Genomic DNA, 25,039 nt, shown 5'->3' with positions numbered 1-25,039 from the left:
TTCCCTTCTCATTCTTTCTCTCTCTTTTCAAATTCTTTAACGCATTAAAATATACCACTTATGGTAATGATTTTAAATAGTCCCGTCTTTATAAATTAAAAAGATTAAGTTTCCAACCCCAATAATGATAGGTTTTAAGAAACTTAATCTTATCGTGTTAAAATATATTACTTACATCTATTGCCGTTTCCAACCCTGCCAATTCAATACGCACATTATAAGACAAATCTCGATTCACTATATCGTGGTCTACCCCTTCTCTAGTGCCACGTTTTTCATGCGTTTTATTATAAGCAGTAGAGTTTTGCCAGTCATAGAATGCTTGGCGATCTTCCCATAATGTCAAAATAATGTAATGACGATGTGCAACATTAGGACGTAAAAAACGTAATGCTTTAAATCCTGGTTCATCTTGCAAGTACTTAGGTCGCTCTAAAAATTTCTTTTCAAATGCTTCTTCCATACCATCATTGACGAATAAATGATTTAATACACAAAATGAGTCATTGGATAAATCATTAATTTTTTCTAAAATACTATAGTTTTGGATATCATTATTTTTCTCAATTGTCATTAATTGATTATCTATTTCTTCAATTACATAAGTTTTATAACTGTCTTCTAAAATCATCTCTGTTATTCCTTCATTTCTATACTAGTATTATGCCTAATTTCGTCCTTGTTGTTCATATAGAGAAATTGAACGTTTTACAATTTCTAAAAATTCATTATCTGAAGTAGGAAAGTTTATAAAATAATTTAATATATTATCTGATAGACGTTCATGCTTTGGAAATGACTGATCTTCATTTATCCAATGAGCAAGTTCACCTAACGGGGTCTGGTCGTCTACAAATCCTTGCATAAAATCGTAAAAACTCATCATCTCACCCCAGTATTTCTATATAAACTTATATTATCATGAACAATATCTTTAAAACTAGTGGTGTAAGGGTGACAGTTTAACCCAAATTGTAGATTAAAAAATTGTTTCAATCGATACTTTACTATGAATTTAAGTAATCTAAAACGACTGCGCCTACCGCTTCTGCTGCAACAAGCATAGATGATTCATCAATTTTAAATTTAGGGTGATGATGTGGGTACGCTTTCTCATCTTGTGGCGCTGCACCTGAGTAGATAAATGTACTTGGAAGTGCTTTCGCATAAAATGCAAAATCTTCAGATGGAGGTTGTGCTTCACATTCTTCGACACCTTTAACATCTGCTAGATCTGCATTTTCAATTGTTTTCGCTACATACTCAGTAAAATCTGGATCATTGTACAATGCCGGATAGTCTTTACTAAATTCAAAGTCGCACTTAACACCAAACGTTGCCTCAAGTCCTTTAACTAAACGGTTCAACTCTTCTTCAATACGGTCACGCGTAGCATCTGTAAGTGCAAGCACATCGCCTTCAAGTACAATTTTATCTTTAATTACATTGAATTGTCCTTTTCCATCAAAAGAACCAATCGTTACTACGCCAGTTTCAAAAGGATTAAGTCGACGTGATACAACAGTTTGAGCGGTAGTTACAAAGTTAGCCCCCGCTACAATTGCATCGTTCGCTGTATGAGGTGATGAGCCATGTCCACCTTCTCCTTGAACCGTTAATTTGAAATATGAACGGCCGGTTTGGACATTCTCTGGACGATAATACACTTTACCAGGTTCCATATTTGTCATGACATGCGTACCAAGCACATGATCAACGCTATCTAAAACGCCATCTTCAATCATGCCTTTTGCGCCACCAGGAGGCATTTCTTCTGCTGGCTGATGAATGACAATAACTTTACCTTTAAATTGATCTTTCATTTCAATCAGTGTTTCTGCCAAAACAAGCATGTACGCAGTATGCGCATCATGACCACATGCATGCATCACGCCATCATTTTTCGATGCGAAAGATAAGCCTGTATCTTCTTGAATAGGCAATGCATCGAAATCAGCACGAATAGCGATTGTTTTACCTGCTTCACCACTATCGATAGTTACTTTCACGCCATTTTCACCAACATTGGTTTCAACTTTACAATCTTTATCTTTATAAAAATCAGCAATATATTTAGGGGTTTCTGTTTCTTTAAATGAAAGTTCTGGATGTTCATGTAAATGACGACGAATTTCAATCATACGTTCTTCTTTATCTTGTAAACGTTTCACTAAATCTTGAGTCATCTTTTCTCCACTCCTTTTTCGCATCCTTTTTCTTCATTATATGCTTTTCTCTTTTTACAATGTTGTGTCACGGTTTCATATTACTTAAATAATTTTTAATGTTACCTTACTATATTGTATTCACTTTTTCTTAAAAAAGAAGCGTATGCAAGTCCTCAAGAGACTTTGCACACGCTTTGATTAAGTTAAAAAGCGATATATTATTTAGAATGCTGTTTAGGAACACCTATAAGTATGACAGTAAATGAAATGAATGCCATTAAGATGTTCAACCATAATCCCAACATTGCACCAAAATTAATATTAACCATTGCAGTACCTATACCATATATAGTACCTGAAAGTGCGATACCAAAGGCGCCACCAAGTGAAGATGCCATTTTATAAATACCTGACGCCACACCTACTTTATCTTCAGGAGAATTTGAAATGGCCGTATCTGTAGATGGTGTCGCATAGAAGCCTAGCCCTAATCCGTATAATAAGAAACCAATAACACACACGACAACATACATTTGAGGTGATAGGAATGTAAATGATATTAGTAAAATCCCCACCATATTAAGTGCAGTACCTAATAACATTGGTTTTCTTGCACCAACTTTTTGCAGTACCTTTTCACCAACACGAATCATCAATAACACTGTAATTAAATACGTAATTGAAAGTAAACCAGTTTGAAATGTTGAGAAACCTAAACCTTGCTGTACGAAAGTATTAGCAACGATTAATGTACCAGCGACCCCGTTTAACATAAAATTTGAAAGCGTAGCGCTCGTATAGGCTTTATTCTTAAATAATTTAAAATCTATTAATGGATGATGCATCTTCATTTCAACACGCACAAAGATAATAGTTGAAATAATAAATGTTGCAATTAAAGCTAAAATTATAGGTGAGAATAAACCTAATTTTGCACTTTGCGTAATTACTATATTGATACTTAGCATCATAATGACAAACAATGTTAGACCTATAAAATCAAATCTAGTACTACTTGTTTGGTTAGCTTTCGTTTCAGGTGTTCCTTTAATTAATAAGATTGCCAGAATAGCAACAATTATAGAGATAATATAGATCCAACGCCAACCAATTGCTGTTTCAATCATACCTCCGAATAGAGAAGCAAACCCTGAACCGCCCCATGAGCCAATGGACCAGAAACTTAATGCACGTTGACGCTCTGAACCATGATAATACGTTTTAATAATCGCTAAGGTAGATGGCATAATAGCTGCTGCTGATAGTCCTTGAATAATACGTCCTAGAATTAACATTGAAGTAAATGGTGTTGCTATGATTAATAATGAGCCAATAATACTCAATATTAATCCAATGTAAGTCATTCTTACACGACCTAATTTATCGGCGAAGCTACCTGCACCAACGACAAACATACCACTAAATAATGCCGTAATACTTATCGCAATACTAGTTGTACCAATATTACTTGAAAATGAATGCTGTATCGTTGGTACTAAATTGAGTAATGATTGTGCAAATAGCCAAAATGTAATTACTCCGAGCACAATACCTAATAAAAGTTTATTATTTCCAGTGAATTGTTGTTGTTTCATTTCCATGATGTTCTCTCCTTAACTTAAGTAGTCTAAAACGACTGTTCCCACCGCTTCTGCAGCCACTAACATTGATGATTCATCGATTGTGAATTTTGGATGATGATGCGGATAAATATTTCCATCTTTTGGTGCAGCACCTGAATAAATAAATGTGCTTGGTAATGTCGTTGCATAGAAAGCGAAGTCCTCTGAAGGTGGTTGAGGTTCACAAACTTCTATACCTTTAATATCATCTGTATCCGCTTCTTTAATTGTTTGTGCAACATATTGAGTAAATTCAGGATCGTTATACAATGCTGGATAATCTTTTTTAAATTCGAAATCACATTCCACTCCAAATGTTGATTCAATACCTTTAACTAAGCGTTTCAATTCTTTTTCGATTGTGTCACGTGTGTCATCAGTTAACGCTCTTACGTCACCTTCAAGTTCTACTGCATCTTTAATGACATTAAATTGGCCCTTACCATCAAATGAACCTATTGTGATAACACCCGTTTCAAAGGGGTTTAGTCGTCTTGATACAATGGTTTGAACTTCCGTAACGAACTGAGCCCCAGCCACTATTGCATCATTAGCCATATGTGGCGAAGAGCCATGGCCACCTGAACCTTGTACTTTTAATTTGAAATAAGCACGTCCAGTTTGAACAAATCCTTCTCTGTAGAAGACTTTACCTGCTTCCATAGTGCTCATTACATGAGCGCCTAATACATGATCTACACCATCAAGTACACCATCTTTAATCATGCCTTGTGCTCCACCTGGAGGCATTTCTTCTGCTGGTTGATGAATAATAATAACTTTACCTTTAAATTGATCTTTCATTTCTATTAATGTTTCACCCAAAATCAACATATACGCTGTGTGTGCATCATGACCACATGCATGCATGACGCCTTCATTTTTAGATGCAAAAGGTAAACCGGTTGCTTCTTTAATAGGTAAAGCATCAAAGTCTGCTCGAATCGCAATTGTTTTACCAGGTTTACCACTATCTATAGTCACTTTCACCCCATTAGGCCCTACATTAGTCTCAACTTCGCAATCTTTATCTTTGTAGAAATCAGCTATATATTTTGGTGTTTCGTGTTCTTTGAATGATAACTCAGGATGCTGATGTAAATATCTTCTTATTTCAATCATGCGTCCTTCTTTTTCTTGTAAAGTGTTAATTAATTGTTTATTCATAATTCATCTCTCCTCACTTATTATTGTATCGCTTATCTCTATATTTAATATTTAATCGATGTCCTATTCATCTCTAATTTTATTTATTTTTAAAATTAAAAAGGAGAATGACAAAAATTAATGATTAATTTTTGTCATTCTCCAGTTATACATATTTATTAATTTCTAAAATATGAATAGAATTCGTCATTACTTTTAAATGATACCTCAATGTCTCTTCTACTTTAACTTCTGTAATATCCAATTTGGGATATGAAATACGATTAACATAATCAATCGTTTCCTGGTCCATACCATACGTTGTGTTATGCTGTTGCCACACTCGATATAAAGCACCATTTTCTTTATCTAACGTGTAATGTTTGACTTTGTATAAACCACTTTGAAGCTGTTTAATTTCTATTTTAACGTTTCTCTTCTCCATGACGTTCAATTGTTCCGAGATAGTATAATATGGATTATAATGATCTGCATCCCATACAACAATTTGAAGATGCGTATCGTCTCCGACAACTATACATTCCTCATTTCTAAATCTCACATTATATTGGAGCATTTTAAAGAAATTACTTGTAAAGAACGCAGGTCGTTTCCCATCAAATTGATGATATAAGTCGATACCCATCAGCTGATGTTCATGCATTGCGCCATACTTCTGATGTAATTCATAATTCAACCAATACCCCACCGTACATATCTTCTCATTAATATCCAGTAACTGTTTAAATATAATACCAGCTCTAAAATATTCACCATTAGTCAAATTAGAATTACCAGTTAAAGTATTCCAGTTGAGTAACATAAGTGGAATGTCTTTATGACTCGCAGGAAGCCATTCGAGTAATGCGTTTACAGTCTCATTGATGTGATTTTTAGCATATTGATACTGTATATCTTCAGAAACTTCTAAATTGACAACGTCATTTTGATTAGCTTCAAATGCTAACATATTAATCTTTTCAGAGTGATCTTTAAAGATTAATTTCAAGTTATTCTTATAGTCACTAACATCTTGATAATTCACAATAAATTTCACGTTAGAAATATATTGATTAAACACATCATATAATTGTATATATCGTTTCAAATCAATGGCATCTATAATCACTGAAAGGTGCATTTTACTACTACGTGTTGTCATATTTATAAAATGTTTAAGAATCTCTACCCAAGTATCACAGTATGATTGGAAGGTAGTTGCACTACGTGGTGGTCTTAAACGAATACTCAAGTGTATTTGATGATTCATTAAAAATAATAAACATTCATCTAAAGTCATATACTCATGACTATGTGGAATAATTTCATCCGATGCTACGACATGTTCTCTCCAAGAAGTATCGTTCACTAAATCTTGAACAAGGACAGTATCTAATCCAATTCTGACCTTTACTTCTAATAGTTGTTGTCTATATCGATGTACTCGCATATTAACAATACTTCCAATTTGTACGATATGATTATATTTATTTAATTGTCCAAGATTTTCCTCTAGTTGAATATCAATTTCTTTTTGCGGCTCTGCCGAATTAATGACGACATCCATTTGATTATCCACAAATGACGACAAATATTGAATATATCTTTTAATACTTTGTTTATTCATTGGCTTCGTTACTAACTGATGTAAGTCTTTAACTTGGTATTGTTTACGATATTCGCTTGGTGTCATGTAATACCATAATTTAAAATTTTTGGCTAATGACGTTGAATTAGAAAAGCCATTTTTCAATGCTATATCAGTAATTGAAATATCCGTGTATTTCAAATCTTTTTCAGCATTTCTCGTTCTAACTTTATTAAGATAACTACTAAACGACGTTCCTAGTTTTTTCGTAAATAAGCGCGAAGTATATGAACTAGATAAATTGAGATAATGCGCCAAATCGTCTAAACCAATATGTTCCATAAAATGTTGATTAATAAATTCTGATGCCAGACTAGCAAAGAGGTCATCTTTATTTTGTTCTTGAATCATCTCGTGTCTAGATTGGTATGGAATAAATTTCACTAACATCTCGATTAATTGAATCATCATTTGATCCATATGTAGTTGATGAAACTTTCCTTTTCTTAAATACGTAATTCCTATTTTGGCCAATAATGTTTTGATATCGTTATGTATTTTTTGAGACATTTCCTCAAAGTGAAAGTAAATATTTTTATCTTCAATATAATGTGAAAAATAACTATTAGACAGTCGGAGCGACATAAAGCTTACTTCTGAATCGTCTAAAATCAAGAAATTTTGGTAGCTATTGACTAAAATCAAATCCCCAGCAAGATACTGTTTATTTTGATTGTTGCTTTGACATGTCATCTCACCTTTTAGTATTAAGTTAAGCGATAAATAATCAGAAGCTGTATCTTCTTTTTGCGTATCGAACGTGATTTCATAATTTGCATTCAAGAGGTATTCATCCGCCCTTCTAAATCACTTCTTTTTATCTATAATATCAAACTTCATTAATTAATAAGATTGAAAGTGAGTAATATGTAGCGACAGGCATACAACAGTATTAATGATTAAATTAAAAAAGGCAATTTCTATTGGATTTAATTAGAAATTGCCTTTTTATCGTTATATATAATTTTTAAAATTTAGTGTTGATAATATGGATCGAATTCCATTGCCCCAGCCTTTTCATCGCTTACGCCATGTCTATAATAATCTACATATTGTGGTTCTAATGGTTCTTTACCACGAATAATATCTGCAGCTTTTTCAGCAAGCATTAGTACTGGTGAATGAATATTACCATTTGTTGTTCTAGGCATAGCAGAGGCATCAACTACTCGAAGATTTTCCATTCCATGTACTTTCATTGTTAAAGGATCAACTACTGACATTGGATCTGAAGCAGGGCCCATTTTCGCACTACATGAAGGATGTAAAGCTGTTTCGCCATCTTTACGTACCCAATCTAAAATCTCTTCATCAGTTTGAACAGATGGTCCCGGTGAAATTTCGCCGCCATTATATGGATCCATGGCTTTTTGCGATAAGATATTACGCGCTACTCTAATCGCTTCTACCCATTCTTGTTCATCTTCTTTAGTAGATAGATAATTAAATACAATACTTGGCTTTTCAAATGGGTCTTTAGATTTAATCTTCAAGCTACCTCGTGAATTAGAATACATTGGACCAACGTGTACTTGATAGCCATGAGCTACTGGTGCTTTTTGACCATCATATCTTACAGCAATTGGCAAGAAATGGAACATTAAATTTGGATAATCAACTTGATCATTTGATCTTACAAATGCGCCACCTTCAAAGTGGTTAGACGCTGCAGCACCTTTGCGTGCGAATATCCATTGTAGCCCAATCCAAGGCATACGTTTCACATCTAAACTTGGTTGTAGAGAAACGGGTTGTTTACATTTATGTTGAATGTATACTTCTAAGTGATCTTCAAAGTTTTCTCCAACACCTGGTAAGTGCATGCGAGGTTCAATTCCTTTAGATTTTAAGAATTCCGCATCACCAATACCTGATAATTGTAATAATTGAGGGGTGTTAAAAGCACCACCTGATAAGATAACTTCTCCAGCCTCAACAGTATGATATCTACCGTTACGTTTAAATGTTACCCCAGTGGCTTTATTGCCATCGAAATGAATTTTAGTAACAAATGCGCGTGTTTTAACTGTTAAATTTTTACGTTTCATAGCTGGATGTAAATAAGCTCTAGAAGCAGAAACACGTCGACCATTATGTACTTGACTATCAAATGGTCCAAATCCTTCTTGTCTATAACCATTGACATCTTTTGTTTTATGATATCCCGCTTCAACCCCTGCATCAAAGAATGATTTAAATAATGGGTTGGTTGCAGGTCCTCTTTTTAATTTTATAGGACCTTGGTGGCCTCTATATTTATCATAAGGTGCAGCGCCATAAGTTTTTTCTAATCGTTTAAAGTATGGTAAACAATGTGCGAAATCCCATGTTTCCATACCTTCTGGCTCTGCCCAACCTTCATAATCCATTGGGTTACCACGTTGATAAATCATGCCATTGATAGAGCTTGAACCACCAAGCACTTTACCACGTGCATGGTCTACTTTACGACCCATATGTGGTTCTTCTTCAGTTTCATAAATCCAATCATAAAATCGATTTCCTGAAGGGAACATTAATGCTGCTGGCATTTGAATAAATAAGTCCCATGGATAATCACTTCGTCCTGCTTCTAATACAAGGACATCTTTATCTTTGTCCTCTGTTAAACGGTTCCCTAGTACTGACCCAGCACTTCCGCCTCCGATAATCACATAATCATAAGATTTCTTTTTGCTCATTGTAATATTCGTCCTCCCTTAAAATTAATTTGTCGATAAGCTCGACTTCTTTTTTATCTATGTCGTATTTAAGTTCGATACGTTTTTCTACTTAGTTCAAATAAACGGGACCGTATGATATTTACAAATTCTACGGCCCCTTTTTATCTATATATAACTTTTACTTACTGAAGAAATTCACTGGCTCTGGATTTGTATTAGTTAAGATATGTTTAGTAATTAAGTATTCTTCTAAACCTTCTTTACCTAATTCACGGCCAATACCTGATTGTTTGTAACCGCCCCATGGTGCTTGTGCAAAGTAAGGATGGAAATCATTAATCCATACTGTACCTAATTTAAGTTTGTTAGCTACTCGCTGTGCTTTTCCTAAATCTTTTGAGAATACTGCACCAGCTAAACCATAAATAGAATCATTGGCTAATTTAATCGCTTCTTCTTCACTATCGAAGCCTTCAACGGTAACAACCGGACCAAATACTTCTTCTTGTACAATACGCATTGACGTATCACAATTAGTAATCACTGTTGGTTCAAAGAATAAACCATCTTTTAAGTCATCTCTATCAGGACGTTTACCGCCAATTGCAATTGTTGCGCCTTCTTCTTTGGCAATTTCCATGTATTTTTCAATTTTACTACGATGCTCAGTTGAAATAACTGGTCCCATTTCAGTATCATCGTCAAAGCCGTTACCTAGCTTGATTTTTCCAACACGTTCAATTAAGGCCTTTTCAAAGTCATCTTTAATGTTGTTATGCACTAAAATACGTGAACCTGCTGAACAAACTTGGCCTGCATGGAAATAACCACCATTTAATGCTTGGTCTACTGCTAATTCAAAGTCCGCATCATCAAATATGATGTTTGGATTTTTACCACCAAGTTCTAATGCAACGTTCGTTACGTTATTAGCAGCATTCTTCATAATGTGTTTACCTGTTTCAATGCCGCCTGTAAATGAAACTAAATCCACTTCTTTATGCCCTGATAGTGTATCGCCAATTTCTTCACCACTACTTAGCACTAGATTAATAACACCTTTAGGGAAACCGACTTCCTCCATTAATTCGAACACACGAATTGTAGTTAATGGTGTAATCTCACTTGGCTTCATAACTAATGAACATCCAGTCGCTAATGCTGGCGCAATCTTCCATGATGCTTGTAATAATGGATAGTTCCATGGCGTAATTTGAGTTACTACTCCTACTGGCTCTTTTAATACTTTACTTTCAGAATTTGGGATTGGTGTATTAATAATTTCGCCACCATCTTTATCGGCTAAACCTGCGAAATACGTAAACACGTTTGCAATATCATCCATATCTGCATAGGATTCTTCTAATGTTTTACCAGTATCTAATGTTTCTAATTTTGCTAATTCATCGCGATTTTCAGCGATTTTATCCGCAATTGCTCTAACTTTTTTACCTCTGACTTCACTTGTTTCTAATGACCATTCGCCATCTTCAAATGCACGACGCGCTGCTAAAATTGCTTGTTCAGCGTCTTCAGCAGTGCCTTCAGAAACAGTAAAAATAACTTCTTGGTTATAAGGATTGATAATATCTCTAGTATTTTTATTTGAACTTTCGACCCATTCACCATCGATATATTGACGACGAGACAATTTTTCTACAAGTTCCATCAAACGACCTCCGTTAAGTTTGTTAAATTTTTATTTAACGAATTTTACAAATTTATCCTAGCATACTTTCTATACCCTTGCAAACGTTCTAACTACACACATTTTTTCAACTTTTCTTGAAAATTAAGTACAAAAAATGCTAAAAATAGTTATGCAATTTTGAAAGTTTTTATAAAACGCTTTATAATGATTGAGACTAAAAAATGAGCGTAAATATTTATTGTCGCAATTATTAACATGCAATAAAGGAGGTGCACACATGGCACGTTCTAAAAACTATAATCAAAAAATTGAAGAAGCAAAAGATTTAGTAATTAATTCCATTGGCGAAACAATGGACTTATATGGAACTAACAGAAGTGTAGGTAATTTGTATGGCACTATGGTTTTTGAAGGAAGTATGACGCTAGATGAAATGCGTGAACAATTGCAAATGAGCAAACCAAGTATGAGTGCTGGTGTAAAAAAACTGCAAGAGTTTGACATCGTAAAACAACAGTTCACTCGTGGCAGTAGAAAACAACATTTTATTGCTGAAAAAAACTTTTTTAATTTCTTTCGTAATTTCTTTACTCAAAAATGGGAACGCGAAGTCAATACTAATTTAGAAGCAATAAAAGAAGCAGAAATACTTCTCGAAGAAGCATTACAAAGCGAGAATTTAGATAATGAAGCAAAATCAGAAATTAATAGAATTCAAGACCAACTTACTCATACCAAACAATATTGTAAATGGTTAGAAAATTTGAGTAACGCAATTGAAAGTGGTCAAATCTTCGAACATTATCCTATACCAGAAGACGAAGAAATATAAAAAAGCTAGAGGACTTCCAAAGTCCTCTAGCTTTATTTGTGTTATAAATTATCGTCTTCTGGCTTTTCTTTAACTTGAACAATTCTTAGGGAACGACGTTCAATTTCTTTATGTTTATCAGCACGTGTTTCGAGTTTAATCCTATCTCTATTTAACGTAATGATAAAGGATATCATCATAAAGATAAATATGACAATAAGTGGCACACTTGCTAAAATTGAAGCCGTTTTTAAAACTTCAAGTGCACGCTCTCCACCTACTAACATTAATGAGAATGGTAGTAAGCATAAAGCAAATGCCCAGAATAAACGATTTGCTTTTAATGGTTCTCCAATCACTTTTTTCTGAGATGCGGCTGCTAAAATATATGAACCAGAATCAAACGTAGTCGCTAAGAATAAGAATGCTGATATTAAGAATAAGATAATTGTTAAAGTAGGGAAAGGTAATTGATGCATAACTTCTATAATTGTAGCTTCTGTACTGTGAGCATTTAAGAAATTAATTACATCAAATTGCCCTGAAATTTGTAAATAAACAGCATAATTTCCGAAGATGCCAAAGAATAATAGGCAACCTAAAGTACCATAGATAATTGTGCCTAAAATGACTTCTTTAAGACGACGACCTTTTGAAATACGAGCGATGAATAAACCGATAAAGGGTGCATATACTAACCACCATGACCAATAAAATATTGTCCAATCTTGTGGGAAGTGCGTTTCTTTACGCCCTTTTATTCCACCAAACGGTTCTATCCATGTGGCCATATGGAAAAAGTCTCTCATCATATTACCAAAACTAGTAATAGTCGTTTCCATAATAAAAATAGTTGGACCTACGATAAATACAAATGCTAGTAATAAGAACGATAGCCATACGTTTACGTCACTTAATTTTTGAATACCTTTTTTCAAACCAGTATAAGAACTGATGGCAAAAATGACTGTAATCGTTAGTAAAATAATTGATCGCATGACCATATTTTCTCCATCAATACCTGTAAGTCTTTCAATACCGGCAGAAATCATAGGTACACCGAGCGCTAATGATGTTGCCGCCCCACCAAGTAAGCCGAAGATGAATAAGATATCTACTAACTTACCTAATAGTTTATCTGTTTGACCTTTTAATACTGGACGACATGCCTGACTAATTTTATAAACAGGTTGTTTTTTTACGAACACCAAATATCCGATTGGTAACGCTGGCAGAACATATATTGCCCAAGCAATTGGTCCCCAGTGGAACATGCCATATTGCGTGGCATATGTAAGTGCTTCATCTGTCATACCTTTTGCGCCATTCGGTGGAACTTGATAATAAAATGCCCACTCTATAACGCCCCAATACAAAATATCGGAACCGATACCGGCACAAAACAACATTGATGCCCAGCTAAAATTATTAAATTCTGGTTTATCTGTTGCTTTCCCAAGCGTTACATTTCCATATCTTCCAAATGCGATATATAGAACAAAGAATAATATTGCTAAACCCATGAATAAGTATACTGATCCAATTGAATTTGAAATTGCACTATTAATATCAGTAATGACCTTTTCACTTGCTCCAGGAAATACCATCATCGGTATAACAGCGATTAATAATACAATCACCGTCCCTATGAAGGTCGGCCAATCCATAATTTTTTCTTTTTTCAACGATGCTCCTCCTCTATATATTTTGCTGTTTTTTGAGTGTTTTATATTTCGACGATATCTAATATTAAATAAAAATGCAAATTCCATTCAAATTAATCCATTTTTATTTTTGAATAAATATATATTAACAACATATTTATAAGCGTCCTAAATCGTTAAAACAACAGTGTTAAGTTTAAATTTAACGTATTTAATAAAGTTTACATCGAATTAAAAATGAATATTTATAACTCATATATGCATTTATATTTATTTTTATTTTTATAGGATAGCCCATTTTTCATCAAAAAAGGCTATCAAGTTCTTCCACGTTGATAAGAACTCAATAGCCTTAATATTTAATATCCTAATATCATTTTAATAGTAAATCCAACGATGACTGAGACGATAATCGCGAAGAAACCTGGTATGATGAAACTCGTTGGTCGGGTGCGTCCTGTCTCATCCAAGTTAACCGCAAAGAGTATCGTTGGTTGCGCAGGAATCACAAAGTTAACATTCAAGGTTTGAACCATTGCAATAAAATACATTGGTGGAATGCCCATGCTCATGACAATTGGCACCATGATTGAAGCCGTAGCCGTTTGTGAAATAACAATCATCGCGACGACAGCGACTAAGATTATCACTAGCCATGGCACTGATTGTATCGTTTTACCAATATCATCTCTAATAATTTTTAAATTCTGAGGCGCATTAAAGATCGTTGCACCTAACCACCCTGGCCCTAACACGGCAAACAGTGCACCAATTGCGGATTGTGTAATATTAGAAGATAGAATATCGCTTGTATTAATTTTTTGTAGCAATAGATTAACTGCCACACTTAAATACATAAAGAATTGCACAATTTCAGTCATTGTGAGCGCTACTTCTTTTCCATTCACTTTGAAAGTAGGCATTAAATCTGGGAAGATGCCAAATGTTAGAATCCCTACAACACATAGTAAGAACGCGATAACACCTATTTTTACTTTTTTGGAAAATGAAAGCACCATTTCAACATCAGGCGTATGTGCAATTTCACTTTCAGTTACTGTTGTTTTACGACCTACAAATGTACAAAAGACACTTAACAGTAACATTGTAATAATAGCAGTTGGTAAGACAATACTTAAATATTTGCCCATTGAAATATCATAACCTGCCATAACTGAGATAATGTATGCTGTGGCAGATGCTGCAGGACTACATAATAATGCTAAATTTGCTGTTAACACTGAAGCTGTTAAAGGGCGTTTAGGCTGTATCTTCGCTTTAACTGCTGTCTTAGCAATAATTGGTTCTAATGATAATGCAATATTCGCTGTACCTACGCCAAATACGAATAGAAAGACAATCATTGGTGCAATAAAAATAATTGATCTAGGAAATCGTTCGATAATTTTTGAAGCGAGATAGACAAGATAGTCTATACCTCCTGTAGCTTGTAAAGTACCACCGGCGATACCAATAGATAAGATGATTAATACTGCAGTTACGGGTGCTGATCCCGGAGGTAATTGAAATCCGAATATCATGATAAGTTGAGCCACAATAGCGAAGATACCACATCCTAAAGCGCCAGCTGTTCTAAGCCCTAATAATATGGCCAATATCATGATCGCGATTTCTACTACGAATAGTAGCATGATGAAAGCTCCTAACTATATATAGAGATTTATGTGATTTTTTTAACATACTTATTTTAACACTTTCTGATGTTAAACGTATATAACTATATTGATTTTTGAAAATTGTTTCATTATAAATGATAATGATTATCAATTATGCAGTCAAATAAAATGGGTGCGGAACAGAAATTAAAATAATTTCGTCGTCCAACCCCAACTCACGTTGGCCGTAAACTTTCTTTTTCGAAAGTCTCTATGTTGGGACCCCGCTCCCCGGCAAGGATAACTAGAATTGAAAAAAGCTTAATATAAGCGCATTTTCAATTCAGTTAGCTACTGCCAATATGTAAGATGAGCCTGTAACATATAATAATGTCACAGGCTCACTCAATTTATTTATGGTCATTGTCTTTAATTTTTCCTTTTTTTGTTGGAATATCTTTTGTGTCATCATACGTTTCTTCATCTTCTGTATGACCTTTTGCCATGTCTAAGTTCTTTTCTAAATTTTTTTGTTTTTCTTTTTTAGAACGTTTGTCGTAGGCACGTTCTTCAAATATTGAGCCCCATATTAATCCAAATATAACGCCAATCGTTACAATAACAATTAAAATCAATATAATCCATTTAATAATATCGAATGACATGTTAACTCACCTTCCTTTAACATTGGGCAATACTTTATTTAAATTGTCGTATTTCTTATTATATTTATTTCCCGTTCTGCTTCGGCTTCAATCATAATGTGAGAAAACATGCCTTGACCTTTTCTAAAAACAAAAAAGAACCACGACTCCAATATATGAGGAATCGTGGTTAATGTACATTTGTATTATGAAATATAGTTGTATGAACCAGCTTGGCCAGCTGAAATTGTACGTGTTGATACGACACCTGGTCCACCGTTGTAGTTCATTTCTGAAACGTTAACTGAACCGTCATCATTTACGTTCTCAACATATGCAACGTGACCATAAGCGCCTTGAGTTGTTTGCATGATAGCGCCTGATTTAGGTGTATTGTTTACTGTGTAACCGCTTTGTGCTGCTGCGTTTGCCCAGTTATTTGCGTTACCCCATGTACTACCAATTTGTCCACCTACTTTATCGTATACGTAGTAAGTGCATTGGCCTGATGTGTAAAGGTTAGCACCTGAGCTTGATTTACCAGCAAATGCTTTACTGCTTGTTGTGTTTGAAGTTTGTGTTGTTTGTGATTTTTGAGTTGTTTGAGTTGTTTGAGTTGTTTGAGTCGTTGGTGCTTTTTGAGTTGTAACTTTAACATTGCGGTTTGATGTTGAATAATTTGAGCCTAAGCCACCGCCGTTGTTGTTAGCAGTATATGATTGTGTATTATTGTTTGTATTTTGAGTTTGGTTTTGATTTTGAGTATAGCCATAGTTATTGTTATAGCTGTAGTTATAATTGTAATTTTGTGTTTGATTATTTGCAGTTTGTTGACCGCCTTGTTGTGCTAATGCTGGGCTCCAGTTACCTTGCCATTTATAATGATAATTACCTTGTTGGTCAATTGTATAAGTGTAGCTATATGAATATGGATCGTTAGGGTTATATCCATTATTATTGTTTTCCGCTGCATCTGCATCGTGATGCGCTAGTCCGAAAGTTGCAATACCTGCCGTCGCGATTGTAGCTGTAGCGATTTTTTTCATAATTAATATCCTCCTAGATTTGTTTGAAAATAATTTTTCTTGTGGCTACCTGCAATTTACAATTATTAATATTTTAAGTAATGTTTTTGATTTTCTCTCGTTAATTAACGACAAGACACACTTTAACAGAGATACAAGGGTTTGTGGGCGATGTTAAAGCTTTGTAAATGAATCATAATAATGTAACGCAGTTTGTAAAAAAAGATAGTCTTTATTACAAAAACTATAGCCCCTCTATGCCAATGGGTTTGTGTCTTTTTTCGACAGTGTTGTTCTCGACTTTGTAATTTATCTGATTATTTAGAAGATGTTTTGTATCATGAAAATCGGGTTAATAACTACAAACATATATTAAAAAAACGCATTATCAACATAGTTTGATGTCGATAATGCGTTTAAATGATTTATTTAAATATATTGTTTATTTTTTAAGTAGTTAAGAATGACTTCTACAGATTCTTCTACGCTTTGTTGTTCTGTATTAATAGTAATTTCTGGTTGGTTGGGGGCTTCGTAAGGGGCGCTAATGCCAGTGAATTCTTTGATTTCACCTGAACGGGCTTTTTGATAAAGTCCTTTAGGGTCTCTTTTCTCACATTCTTCAACGCTACATTCTGTATAGACTTCGATAAACTCACCATCTTCTAAAATAGCGCGTACATCATCGCGGTCTGCTCTATATGGAGAGATAAATGCTGTAATAGCAATCGTGCCAGCATCTACTAGTAATTTGCTTACTTCACCAATACGACGAATGTTTTCTTTACGATCTTCAGGACTGAACCCTAAATTCTTGTTTAAGCCATGACGTACATTATCGCCGTCTAAACGATAGGCATGTTTTCCTTGTTCAAATAATGCTTGTTCAAGTGCAACTGAAACGGTTGATTTACCTGAACCTGATAGGCCTGTAAACCAAATCACTACACTCTTATGACCATTCTGTTGTTGTCTATCTGCTTTCGTTACTTCAGAATCGTGCCATGTAATATTACTTGATTGACTCATGCTTTTCCCTCCACTTATTGTTGTTTCAAACCTCTAATTAATACTTCTGCTACTTCTGGTCTTGAGAATTTAGTTGGTAATGATTCACCGTTACGTAATTTTTCTCTCACTTTTGTACCACTTAAGTGAACATGTTCTGATGCATCGTGTGGGCATGTTTTTGCCGTTGCCATGTTGCCACATTTTTCACAATAAAAAGCATGTTCAAATTTCAAGATTTGAATATCTAATTCATCTTCAAATTGAGAAATAAGTTCTTGAGCTTCATACGTGCCGTAATAATCGCCTACACCTGCATGATCACGACCGACAATGAAATGTGTACAACCATAGTTTTTGCGGACTGTCGCATGTAAGATTGCTTCACGTGGTCCTGCATAATGCATTGCTGCTGGATAGATGACTAAACGTGCTCTATCTTTCGGGAAGTAGTTTTTAAGAATCGCTTGATAACTTTCCATACGTACATCTGCTGGAATATCATCTGCTTTTGTTTCACCTACTAATGGATTGAGTAATAAGCCATCCACAATTTCTAACGCTGATTTTTGAATATATTCATGTGCACGGTGCACAGGATTACGTGTTTGGAAACCAACCACAGTTTTCCAACCAAGATCATGGAATAATTGACGTGTTTCAGCTGGATCTAAATGGTAATCTGAGAATTCATCATGTTTTGGACGATTCACTAATTGGATAGGACCAGCTAGGTAAACATTGCCTTTGTCATAAACTTTTTTAACGCCTGGATGTGCTTCTTCAGTAGTACCATAGACATTTTGTGCCTCTTTTTCTTTGTCATACGTATATTTTTCTTCAAGTTTTAATGTACCGTATAATTCTCCATCTTCCCCGTAAAGCGCCACGTCATCGCCAACTTCCAATTTAGCTGCTTCGTCTTCAGTTACTGGCAATGTGATTGGAATACTCCACACTAAACCATTTTCAAGATGTGTGTCTTCAACAACTTTAGTGTAATCCGCTTCACCCATGAAACCAGTTAATGGACTAAACCCACCAATAGCAATTAACTCTAAATCAGAAATTGCCCATGGATTTAACGTAATCTTCTTAAATGATTTCGCAGCTTCGATTAAAGTATCTCTTTCTTCACCTTCAACGACACGATTAATTAATTCGCCACCATGTGGTCGAATTGTATAATTAATAATTGCTTCATTTGTTGCCATAACTTCATTACCCCTTTTCTAATTAAATTGATTAGTTTACTCGGTTTTACTTGTAAGAAAAAGACAATTTTTTGTTGCGAATTAGTGTGATAATAATTAATATCACAATCGCACAAATAATTGCGAATCTAATAATATTTGTAATTGTGCCATCGCTACCTAAATATTTCATCAATGCGTTACTATTTGTAAAGATGATTAATCCACCAACACAAATAGCTAAAATATTTATTGGTAAGATTTTAGTAAGATAAGCAGAAATAGGAGCTGCTACCATACCGCCAACACTTAATGCGATGACAAACCACCAATTAATTTGTGTGATACCTAAAAAGAGAATAAAACTTATTGATGTTGATAGTGTGACGAAAAACTCACTCGCTGAGACTGTACCGATAGCGTAGCGTGGTTGAATCTTATGACTTGCCAATAGCAAAGGTGTATTGACTGGACCCCACCCACCGCCACCAATGGCATCTAAAAAACCAGCGATAGCACCTTGTGGCATAAGCTTAGCACTACTTAACTTTCCATCATGCGTGTGAAGTTCTTTATTTCGTTTAAATAGGAATTGATATAAAATGTAAATTCCCATTGAAAGTAAAAATAAAGCGATATAGGGTTTAATATAATTGCCATGTATACGCGTTAACAATGCAGCACCAATAAATCCACTAATCGCTCCAGGAATCGCTAGCTTTAACATGGTCGGTTTATGTACATTTTCAAATTTCCAATGTGACGTTCCTGAAGCTGCTGTCGTTGCGATTTCGGAAAAGTGCACAGTGGCGGATACTATCGCAGGTGCAATGCCATACGTTAATAAAATAGATGATGAGGAGGCCCCGAAACCCATTCCGAGTGACCCGTCAACAAGTTGGGCTAAAAATCCAGCTAATGCAAATATAAATAATTTCCTCATATATCATATGCCCCTTCATATTAAACTTGTGATTGGAGCCATCGCATGAATTCTCGTTGCTTATCTTTGTTCAAGTATGTTTCAGATAATATTTGTTGCAATAAATTTTGTTTTTCAGATGGCTCAATTGGTAATGCTTTAATGTGCTGTCTACTTTGATATAAAAATTCTATATATGCCTCGTAACGTTCATCGTACATATCACCTAAAGTAGAGATGATTTGCGCGCCTAATTTAGGACTTGCGCCGTTCGTTGAGACACTCATCGTTAGTCGTCCACGTGTTAAAATGCTAGGAAATGTGACGTCTCCTGATTGTGCATCTGTTGCGTGATTAAGTAAGACCCCTTTAGGTAGACTTTCTTTCACTTGCTTGTTCACTTCAGGCTCATTTGTCGCAACAACTACAAGATGCGCACCTTCTAAATCACGTGGTTCAAAGGCTTTTTCACTCCATGTAATGCGACCTTCAGTTACTAATGTATGTAAGGCTGGTGTGAGTGAAGGACTCACAATATGAACATTGGGACAATATGCTATTAATGTAGTGGCCCGTCTTGTCGCTACTTGTCCACCACCAACAATGACAATATGTTTATTTGTTAAATCAATCATAAGTGGCATACTATTCATACTGTTTCCCCCATTCACTTCGCCTTTATGCCGATTTATTCACCTACATTATAACTAAGGTAAGGTCATTTCTAAATCAACAACTTGTTCTTTAAACCAGCTAATCTTCTGTCTCATTTGCACTACATCGCCAATCACAATCATTGCCGGATTCTTAATCGCAGATGCTTGTTCGACAATCGTGCCTAATGTGCCGGTAACAGTCTTCTGGGAAGCAGTCGTTCCTAAATGGACTAACGCCACAGGTGTATCCATCGATTTACCATGACGGATAAGCAATTCACAAATTTCAGGCAATCGCTTTACACCCATGTAAACACACAGTGTTTCTGGTCCATGTGCCAGATGTTCCCAGTATGCGTCTTTCGACATGCCAGGTTTATTCACTGCTGTAACAAACGCAACGGAAGAACTATAATCTCTATGCGTCACTGGAATGCCCGCATAAGCTGGTGCTGCAATACCTGAAGTAATACCAGGGACGATTTCGAATGGGATTTGATGTTGTGCTAAGATTTCCGCTTCTTCACCTCCACGACCGAAGACAAATGGGTCGCCCCCTTTTAGACGCGTAATCGTATGACCCTTTTTCGCTAAACTCACTAACATGCGATTCGTTTCCTCTTGCGGTAAGGAGTATTTATTCGGATCTTTACCACAATAGAAGAATTTCGTTGATGGTTTCGCAAATTCTAAGATTTCTTTATTCACTAAACGGTCATATAGAATAACATCTGCCACTTGAATTGCTTTCATACCTTTAATCGTTAATAAATCTGGATCACCAGGCCCTGCACCTACTAGATAAACTTTTCCCATCCTGTCACCCCCCGTTTTTTATTTTTCTGAAAATTAACTATGGAAATCTTGGTCACCGTGAACTTTAGCTACTACGCCAGAACGAATAACAAAGTCACCGAAATGTTCACCTTCAAGACGTTCTTTACCATAGTCCATAAGAATAGGACGTAAACTTTCAAGAATTTCTTGTTCGCCAATATTCTCTTTATACAATTTATTTAAGCGTTCACCGTTAAATCCGCCACCTAAATACATATTGTATTTACCAGGCGCTTTACCAATAAATGCAATTTCAGCAAGTGCTGGTCTCGCACAACCATTTGGACAACCTGTCATACGAATCGTAATTTCTTCATCGTTCAAACCCGCTTCATCTAATAAATCTTCAATCTTAGAAACTAAAGATGGTAGATAACGTTCTGATTCAGCCATAGCCAATCCACATGTTGGAAAGGCTACGCAAGCCATTGAATTACGTCGTAAACCTGTATAATTCTTACCGTCTGTTAAACCATAGTGGTCAATAAGACTTTGGATTTCCTCTTTTTTCTCAGGAGTTACATTTGCAATAATTAAGTTTTGGTTTGGAGATAATCTGAAGTCGCCCGTATGTGTTTCTGCGATTTTTCGCAATGCCGTTTTTAATTGATAATCTTCCGTATCTTTGACGCGTCCATTTTGAATAAATAACGTATAATTCCAAACGCCTTTTTCGCCTTCAATCCAACCTAGACGGTCGCCGTTATGTTCAAATTCGAAGTCACGTGCTTTTTCAATGTTCCATCCTAAACGTGAAGTGAGTTCTTCAACTACCTTATCCACACCTAAGCGGTCCACAGTATATTTGAAACGTGCATTTTTACGATTCTCACGATTGCCGTAGTCGCGTTGAATCGTTAAAATTTTCTCACAAACTTCAATCGCCTTATCTTTAGGGATAAATCCAACTAAACGTCCTACTTGAGGATACGTGTCAGGGTTACCATGCGTCATACCCATACCGCCACCGATTGTAACGTTAAATCCGATGAGTTCTTCGTTCTCAACAATAGCGATAAGACCAATATCTTGAGAGTAGACATCAATATCATTTGAAGGTGGGACTGCAATACCAATTTTAAATTTACGTGGTAAATATCTCTTACCGTACATTGGTTCCACTTCTTCAGATGAATCTAAGACTTTCTCTCCATCTAACCAAATTTCATGATACGCATTTGTTTTAGGTAATAAATGATCACTAATTGCTTTAGCATAATCATTGATTTCTTTATGGATACTTGATTGATATGGATTAGGGTTACACATCGTATTACGATTGACGTCCCCACAGGCTGCAATCGTATCAAGTACTGCTTCATTAATCTTTTGCATTGAAGATTTTAAATTGCGTTTTAAAATGCCGTGGAATTGGAACGTTTGACGTGTCGTTAATTTCATTGTTTGATTGCCATAACGTTCTGAAATGTCATCCATTGCTAACCATTGGTCTGGTGTTGCTTTGCCCCCAGGTAGACGTACACGAATCATAAAGCCGTATGCCGGTTCAAGCTTCTGTTTACGACGTTCATCGCGTAAATCTCTATCATCTTGTTGGTAGCTACCATGGAACTTTAATAATTTCGTATCATCATCAGAAATAGCACCAGTTAATGGATCTGCTAAACCTTGTTCAATCGTTCCACGTAAATAATTACTATCGTCTTTGAGATATTCTAAGGCGTCAAGCTTTTGGTTTAATTCATCAGATATTTGCTTATTTGTTTTAGCCATTAAATACCACCCCTTCTTTAGTACACATCACGTTGATAACGTTTATCTTTTTTCATTTGTTTAAGATATGCCTCAGCATCTTCTTCAGATAAGTTTTGCTCTTTAATTAAGACGTTGCGAATCGCTTGATGTACGTCTTTAGCCATGTTCTTTTCATCGCCACAAATATAAATTGAAGCGCCATTTTGTAGCCATTCATTAAACTGCGCACTGTGTTCTGAAATACGGTGTTGCACATAAACTTTTTCATCTGTATCGCGTGAGAATGCGATATCCATCTTACCTAACGTGCCGTCTTTCAACCATTCTTGCCATTCAGTTTGATATAAAAAGTCGGTTGTAAAGTGTTGGTCGCCAAAGAATAACCAAGTGTTACCTTTATAACCATTTTCTTCACGCTCTTGCATATAAGCTCTAAATGGCGCAATACCTGTACCAGGACCAATCATTATCACTGGTGTGTCACCATCTGTTGGGAACTTGAAGTTTGGATTACGTTTTAAATAAATTGGTACTGTATCGCCTGGTTGAATACGTTCAGCGAATTGTACAGAACATACGCCTGAACGATCACGGCCGTGTGCATTGTATCTTACTGCACCTACTGTAATATGCACTTCATCTGGTAAAGCTTTGTAGCTACTTGAAATTGAATATTCTCTTGGTGGTAATTTTCTAAGTAATTGATATAAATTTTCCGGTTGTAATTCTGTTGTATCGAAATCATTTAATAAGTCGATTAAATCGCGACCTTCAATATAACTTTGAACCCATTCGTTATCTTCTACTTTTTCTTTTAGCTCATCATTGCCAAATAATGTCGCTGCATTGATAAGCAATGGTTTCGTTAATTTAGTAATTTCAAAATGTGTTGTTAAGGCATCTTCAAGTGATAACGTATCACCTTCATCAGAAATTTGAACTTGGTCTTCTGGATCCCAGCCTAATGTACTGATGAGTAAATCAACTAATGCTGGATCATTTTGTGGTAAGACGACTAAACAATCGCCTACTTCATATTCTTCACCAAAGTTATCTAATAAGAATTCAATATGACGTGTTTCTTTATTAGAACCTCGACCATTTAAGTTAATATTTTCTAATACTTCTGCTTGATACGGATTTGATTTAGAGAATTTCTTCTCTTTTGCCGATTTAATAGATTCACTGACAACTTGTTCGTTTTGTGTACCTTCTGGCGCTGTATCGATAGCATTGATAACGTTGGCCATCCACTTTTCAGCGTCTTCTTCATAATCAACATCGCAATCTACGCGATCATAAATTCTTTCAGCACCTAACTCGCCAAGCTTTCTATCAAAGTCGCGACCTGTTTGACAGAAGAATTCGTAAGTTTGATCACCAAGCGCTAATACAGAGAAGCGCACGCCTTCAAGTTTCGGTGCTTTACGTCCATGAAGAAACTCATGAAGTTCAGCTGCGTTATCTGGTGGATCCCCTTCGCCTTGTGTAGATGTAATGATGAATAAATCTTCTACGTTTTTAAGATTTTTAGGTTTAAATTCATCCATCGCTTTTAAAGTAACGTTGTGTCCAATATTTGATAAACGCTCTTCAAAGATTTCTGCTAAACCTTGCGCATTCCCTGTTTCAGAACCATAAAGCAAAGTAATACTACGTTTCTCAGGCGTAATACTAGGTTCTTTTTCTTGCAACATTGCTTCAGTGTTGGCAGATAGTTCGCCTTGAGCTGTCGCTTGATTTGATGCCGCAGTTTGAGATTGAGTTGGTGCACCATTCGCAGTGAATTGCTGATTAGCCACTAAATATCCACTTAACCAAACCTTTTGTTCTGGTGTAAGCGTCTGTAACAATTCATTAATTTGGGTAGCTTGCCCTTCTGTAAAAGGACTATTTGTGACACTTAAATTCAATGTTATCCACCTCTTATTCTATAAAAATATAATTTTATTTAATATGCTATCTTTATTATGTAAGAAATATATCTGACTGTACATCAAAAGCCAGATATATTTTCATTTTTAAAACCTATCAGAATACTATGTTTTA

The 25,039-nt window shown here is 35.3% G+C and carries 20 protein-coding genes; 1 reads left to right on the top strand and 19 read right to left on the bottom strand.

All coding sequences use genetic code 11. The features are described from left to right. Window positions 1-157 precede the first annotated feature (157 nt). From MT340_RS01695 to betB, 8 genes are all read right to left on the bottom strand, one after another. A complete protein-coding gene (locus MT340_RS01695) occupies window positions 158-631 on the bottom strand; it encodes an antibiotic biosynthesis monooxygenase family protein (protein ID WP_243588500.1) in 474 nt (157 codons plus the stop codon). A gap of 36 nt (window positions 632-667) precedes the next feature. Continuing rightward, window positions 668-883 (bottom strand): sterile alpha motif-like domain-containing protein, encoded by a 216-nt coding sequence (locus MT340_RS01690; RefSeq protein ID WP_243588499.1) that lies wholly within the window; start codon window positions 881-883, stop codon window positions 668-670. 124 nt (window positions 884-1,007) lie between these two features. Then, window positions 1,008-2,186 carry an amidohydrolase gene (locus tag MT340_RS01685; protein WP_243603517.1) on the bottom strand — a complete coding sequence of 393 codons (1,179 nt, stop codon included), beginning with the start codon at window positions 2,184-2,186 and terminating at the stop codon, window positions 1,008-1,010. 200 nt (window positions 2,187-2,386) lie between these two features. Further along, a complete protein-coding gene (locus MT340_RS01680) occupies window positions 2,387-3,769 on the bottom strand; it encodes an MFS transporter (RefSeq protein WP_272107535.1) in 1,383 nt (460 codons plus the stop codon). A gap of 12 nt (window positions 3,770-3,781) precedes the next feature. Continuing rightward, window positions 3,782-4,957 carry a M20 family metallopeptidase gene (locus tag MT340_RS01675; RefSeq protein WP_243588497.1) on the bottom strand — a complete coding sequence of 392 codons (1,176 nt, stop codon included), beginning with the start codon at window positions 4,955-4,957 and terminating at the stop codon, window positions 3,782-3,784. Between the two features lie 145 nt (window positions 4,958-5,102). Continuing rightward, a complete protein-coding gene (gene aryK, locus MT340_RS01670; protein WP_243588496.1) occupies window positions 5,103-7,367 on the bottom strand; it encodes a transcriptional regulator AryK in 2,265 nt (754 codons plus the stop codon). A gap of 191 nt (window positions 7,368-7,558) precedes the next feature. Next, entirely contained in the window at window positions 7,559-9,265 is a 1,707-nt protein-coding gene (gene betA / locus MT340_RS01665; RefSeq protein WP_243603516.1) for a choline dehydrogenase, read from the bottom strand. A 160-nt stretch (window positions 9,266-9,425) separates the two neighbouring features. Beyond that, window positions 9,426-10,916 carry a betaine-aldehyde dehydrogenase gene (gene betB, locus MT340_RS01660; RefSeq protein WP_243588495.1) on the bottom strand — a complete coding sequence of 497 codons (1,491 nt, stop codon included), beginning with the start codon at window positions 10,914-10,916 and terminating at the stop codon, window positions 9,426-9,428. Window positions 10,917-11,175: 259 nt separating this feature from the next. Here betB and cudC point away from each other — a divergent pair, with 259 nt between their 5' ends. Further along, window positions 11,176-11,730 carry a choline uptake/conversion transcriptional regulator CudC gene (cudC, locus tag MT340_RS01655; protein ID WP_243588494.1) on the top strand — a complete coding sequence of 185 codons (555 nt, stop codon included), beginning with the start codon at window positions 11,176-11,178 and terminating at the stop codon, window positions 11,728-11,730. 41 nt (window positions 11,731-11,771) lie between these two features. On the opposite strand, the gene MT340_RS01650 is transcribed toward cudC, so the two are convergent. From MT340_RS01650 to MT340_RS01600, 11 genes are all read right to left on the bottom strand, one after another. Further along, complete coding sequence (locus MT340_RS01650; protein WP_243588493.1) at window positions 11,772-13,394, bottom strand: BCCT family transporter; 1,623 nt, start codon at window positions 13,392-13,394, stop codon at window positions 11,772-11,774. A 338-nt stretch (window positions 13,395-13,732) separates the two neighbouring features. After that, window positions 13,733-15,025 (bottom strand): anaerobic C4-dicarboxylate transporter family protein, encoded by a 1,293-nt coding sequence (locus MT340_RS01645; protein ID WP_243588492.1) that lies wholly within the window; start codon window positions 15,023-15,025, stop codon window positions 13,733-13,735. A 374-nt stretch (window positions 15,026-15,399) separates the two neighbouring features. Next, complete coding sequence (locus tag MT340_RS01640) at window positions 15,400-15,654, bottom strand: hypothetical protein (protein WP_243588491.1); 255 nt, start codon at window positions 15,652-15,654, stop codon at window positions 15,400-15,402. A gap of 185 nt (window positions 15,655-15,839) precedes the next feature. Then, on the bottom strand, window positions 15,840-16,679 hold the full coding sequence (locus MT340_RS01635) for a CHAP domain-containing protein (RefSeq protein ID WP_243588490.1): 840 nt from the start codon (window positions 16,677-16,679) through the stop codon (window positions 15,840-15,842). 408 nt (window positions 16,680-17,087) lie between these two features. Then, window positions 17,088-17,687 (bottom strand): adenylyl-sulfate kinase, encoded by a 600-nt coding sequence (gene cysC / locus MT340_RS01630; protein WP_243588489.1) that lies wholly within the window; start codon window positions 17,685-17,687, stop codon window positions 17,088-17,090. A 14-nt stretch (window positions 17,688-17,701) separates the two neighbouring features. Continuing rightward, window positions 17,702-18,880: a sulfate adenylyltransferase gene (sat, locus tag MT340_RS01625; protein WP_243603515.1), complete on the bottom strand. Its 1,179-nt coding sequence runs from the start codon at window positions 18,878-18,880 to the stop codon at window positions 17,702-17,704. A 46-nt stretch (window positions 18,881-18,926) separates the two neighbouring features. Further along, a complete protein-coding gene (locus MT340_RS01620; RefSeq protein WP_243603514.1) occupies window positions 18,927-19,802 on the bottom strand; it encodes a sulfite exporter TauE/SafE family protein in 876 nt (291 codons plus the stop codon). 20 nt (window positions 19,803-19,822) lie between these two features. Continuing rightward, the gene (locus MT340_RS01615) at window positions 19,823-20,434 is read right to left on the bottom strand and encodes an NAD(P)-binding protein (protein WP_243588486.1); all 612 of its coding nucleotides are present in this window, start codon (window positions 20,432-20,434) and stop codon (window positions 19,823-19,825) included. A gap of 54 nt (window positions 20,435-20,488) precedes the next feature. Next, window positions 20,489-21,253, bottom strand: a complete 765-nt coding sequence (gene cobA, locus MT340_RS01610) for a uroporphyrinogen-III C-methyltransferase (protein ID WP_243603513.1) — start codon at window positions 21,251-21,253, stop codon at window positions 20,489-20,491. Between the two features lie 33 nt (window positions 21,254-21,286). After that, window positions 21,287-23,008, bottom strand: a complete 1,722-nt coding sequence (cysI, locus tag MT340_RS01605) for an assimilatory sulfite reductase (NADPH) hemoprotein subunit (RefSeq protein WP_243588484.1) — start codon at window positions 23,006-23,008, stop codon at window positions 21,287-21,289. Window positions 23,009-23,025: 17 nt separating this feature from the next. Beyond that, window positions 23,026-24,843, bottom strand: coding sequence for an assimilatory sulfite reductase (NADPH) flavoprotein subunit (locus tag MT340_RS01600; RefSeq protein ID WP_481906660.1), 1,818 nt, complete (start codon window positions 24,841-24,843; stop codon window positions 23,026-23,028). Window positions 24,844-25,039 lie beyond the last annotated feature (196 nt).

Source organism: Staphylococcus sp. NRL 16/872, from assembly GCF_022815905.2.
Lineage (GTDB): Bacteria > Bacillota > Bacilli > Staphylococcales > Staphylococcaceae > Staphylococcus.
This window is presented reverse-complemented; position numbering and strand designations above follow the sequence as displayed.

Bases quoted from the DNA above. Each gene is read 5' to 3' on its own strand.
- sat (WP_243603515.1), bottom strand. From the start codon at position 18,880: ATGGCAACAAATGAAGCAATTATTAATTATACAATTCGACCACATGGT.
- cysC (WP_243588489.1), bottom strand. From the start codon at position 17,687: ATGAGTCAATCAAGTAATATTACATGGCACGATTCTGAAGTAACGAAA.
- cobA (WP_243603513.1), bottom strand. From the start codon at position 21,253: ATGGGAAAAGTTTATCTAGTAGGTGCAGGGCCTGGTGATCCAGATTTA.
- MT340_RS01620 (WP_243603514.1), bottom strand. From the start codon at position 19,802: ATGAGGAAATTATTTATATTTGCATTAGCTGGATTTTTAGCCCAACTT.
- MT340_RS01690 (WP_243588499.1), bottom strand. From the start codon at position 883: ATGAGTTTTTACGATTTTATGCAAGGATTTGTAGACGACCAGACCCCG.
- MT340_RS01640 (WP_243588491.1), bottom strand. From the start codon at position 15,654: ATGTCATTCGATATTATTAAATGGATTATATTGATTTTAATTGTTATT.
- MT340_RS01645 (WP_243588492.1), bottom strand. From the start codon at position 15,025: ATGCTACTATTCGTAGTAGAAATCGCGATCATGATATTGGCCATATTA.
- MT340_RS01635 (WP_243588490.1), bottom strand. From the start codon at position 16,679: ATGAAAAAAATCGCTACAGCTACAATCGCGACGGCAGGTATTGCAACT.
- MT340_RS01695 (WP_243588500.1), bottom strand. From the start codon at position 631: ATGATTTTAGAAGACAGTTATAAAACTTATGTAATTGAAGAAATAGAT.
- MT340_RS01615 (WP_243588486.1), bottom strand. From the start codon at position 20,434: ATGAATAGTATGCCACTTATGATTGATTTAACAAATAAACATATTGTC.
- betA (WP_243603516.1), bottom strand. From the start codon at position 9,265: ATGAGCAAAAAGAAATCTTATGATTATGTGATTATCGGAGGCGGAAGT.
- MT340_RS01675 (WP_243588497.1), bottom strand. From the start codon at position 4,957: ATGAATAAACAATTAATTAACACTTTACAAGAAAAAGAAGGACGCATG.
- MT340_RS01685 (WP_243603517.1), bottom strand. From the start codon at position 2,186: ATGACTCAAGATTTAGTGAAACGTTTACAAGATAAAGAAGAACGTATG.
- cysI (WP_243588484.1), bottom strand. From the start codon at position 23,008: ATGGCTAAAACAAATAAGCAAATATCTGATGAATTAAACCAAAAGCTT.
- cudC (WP_243588494.1), top strand. From the start codon at position 11,176: ATGGCACGTTCTAAAAACTATAATCAAAAAATTGAAGAAGCAAAAGAT.
- MT340_RS01680 (WP_272107535.1), bottom strand. From the start codon at position 3,769: ATGGAAATGAAACAACAACAATTCACTGGAAATAATAAACTTTTATTA.
- betB (WP_243588495.1), bottom strand. From the start codon at position 10,916: ATGGAACTTGTAGAAAAATTGTCTCGTCGTCAATATATCGATGGTGAA.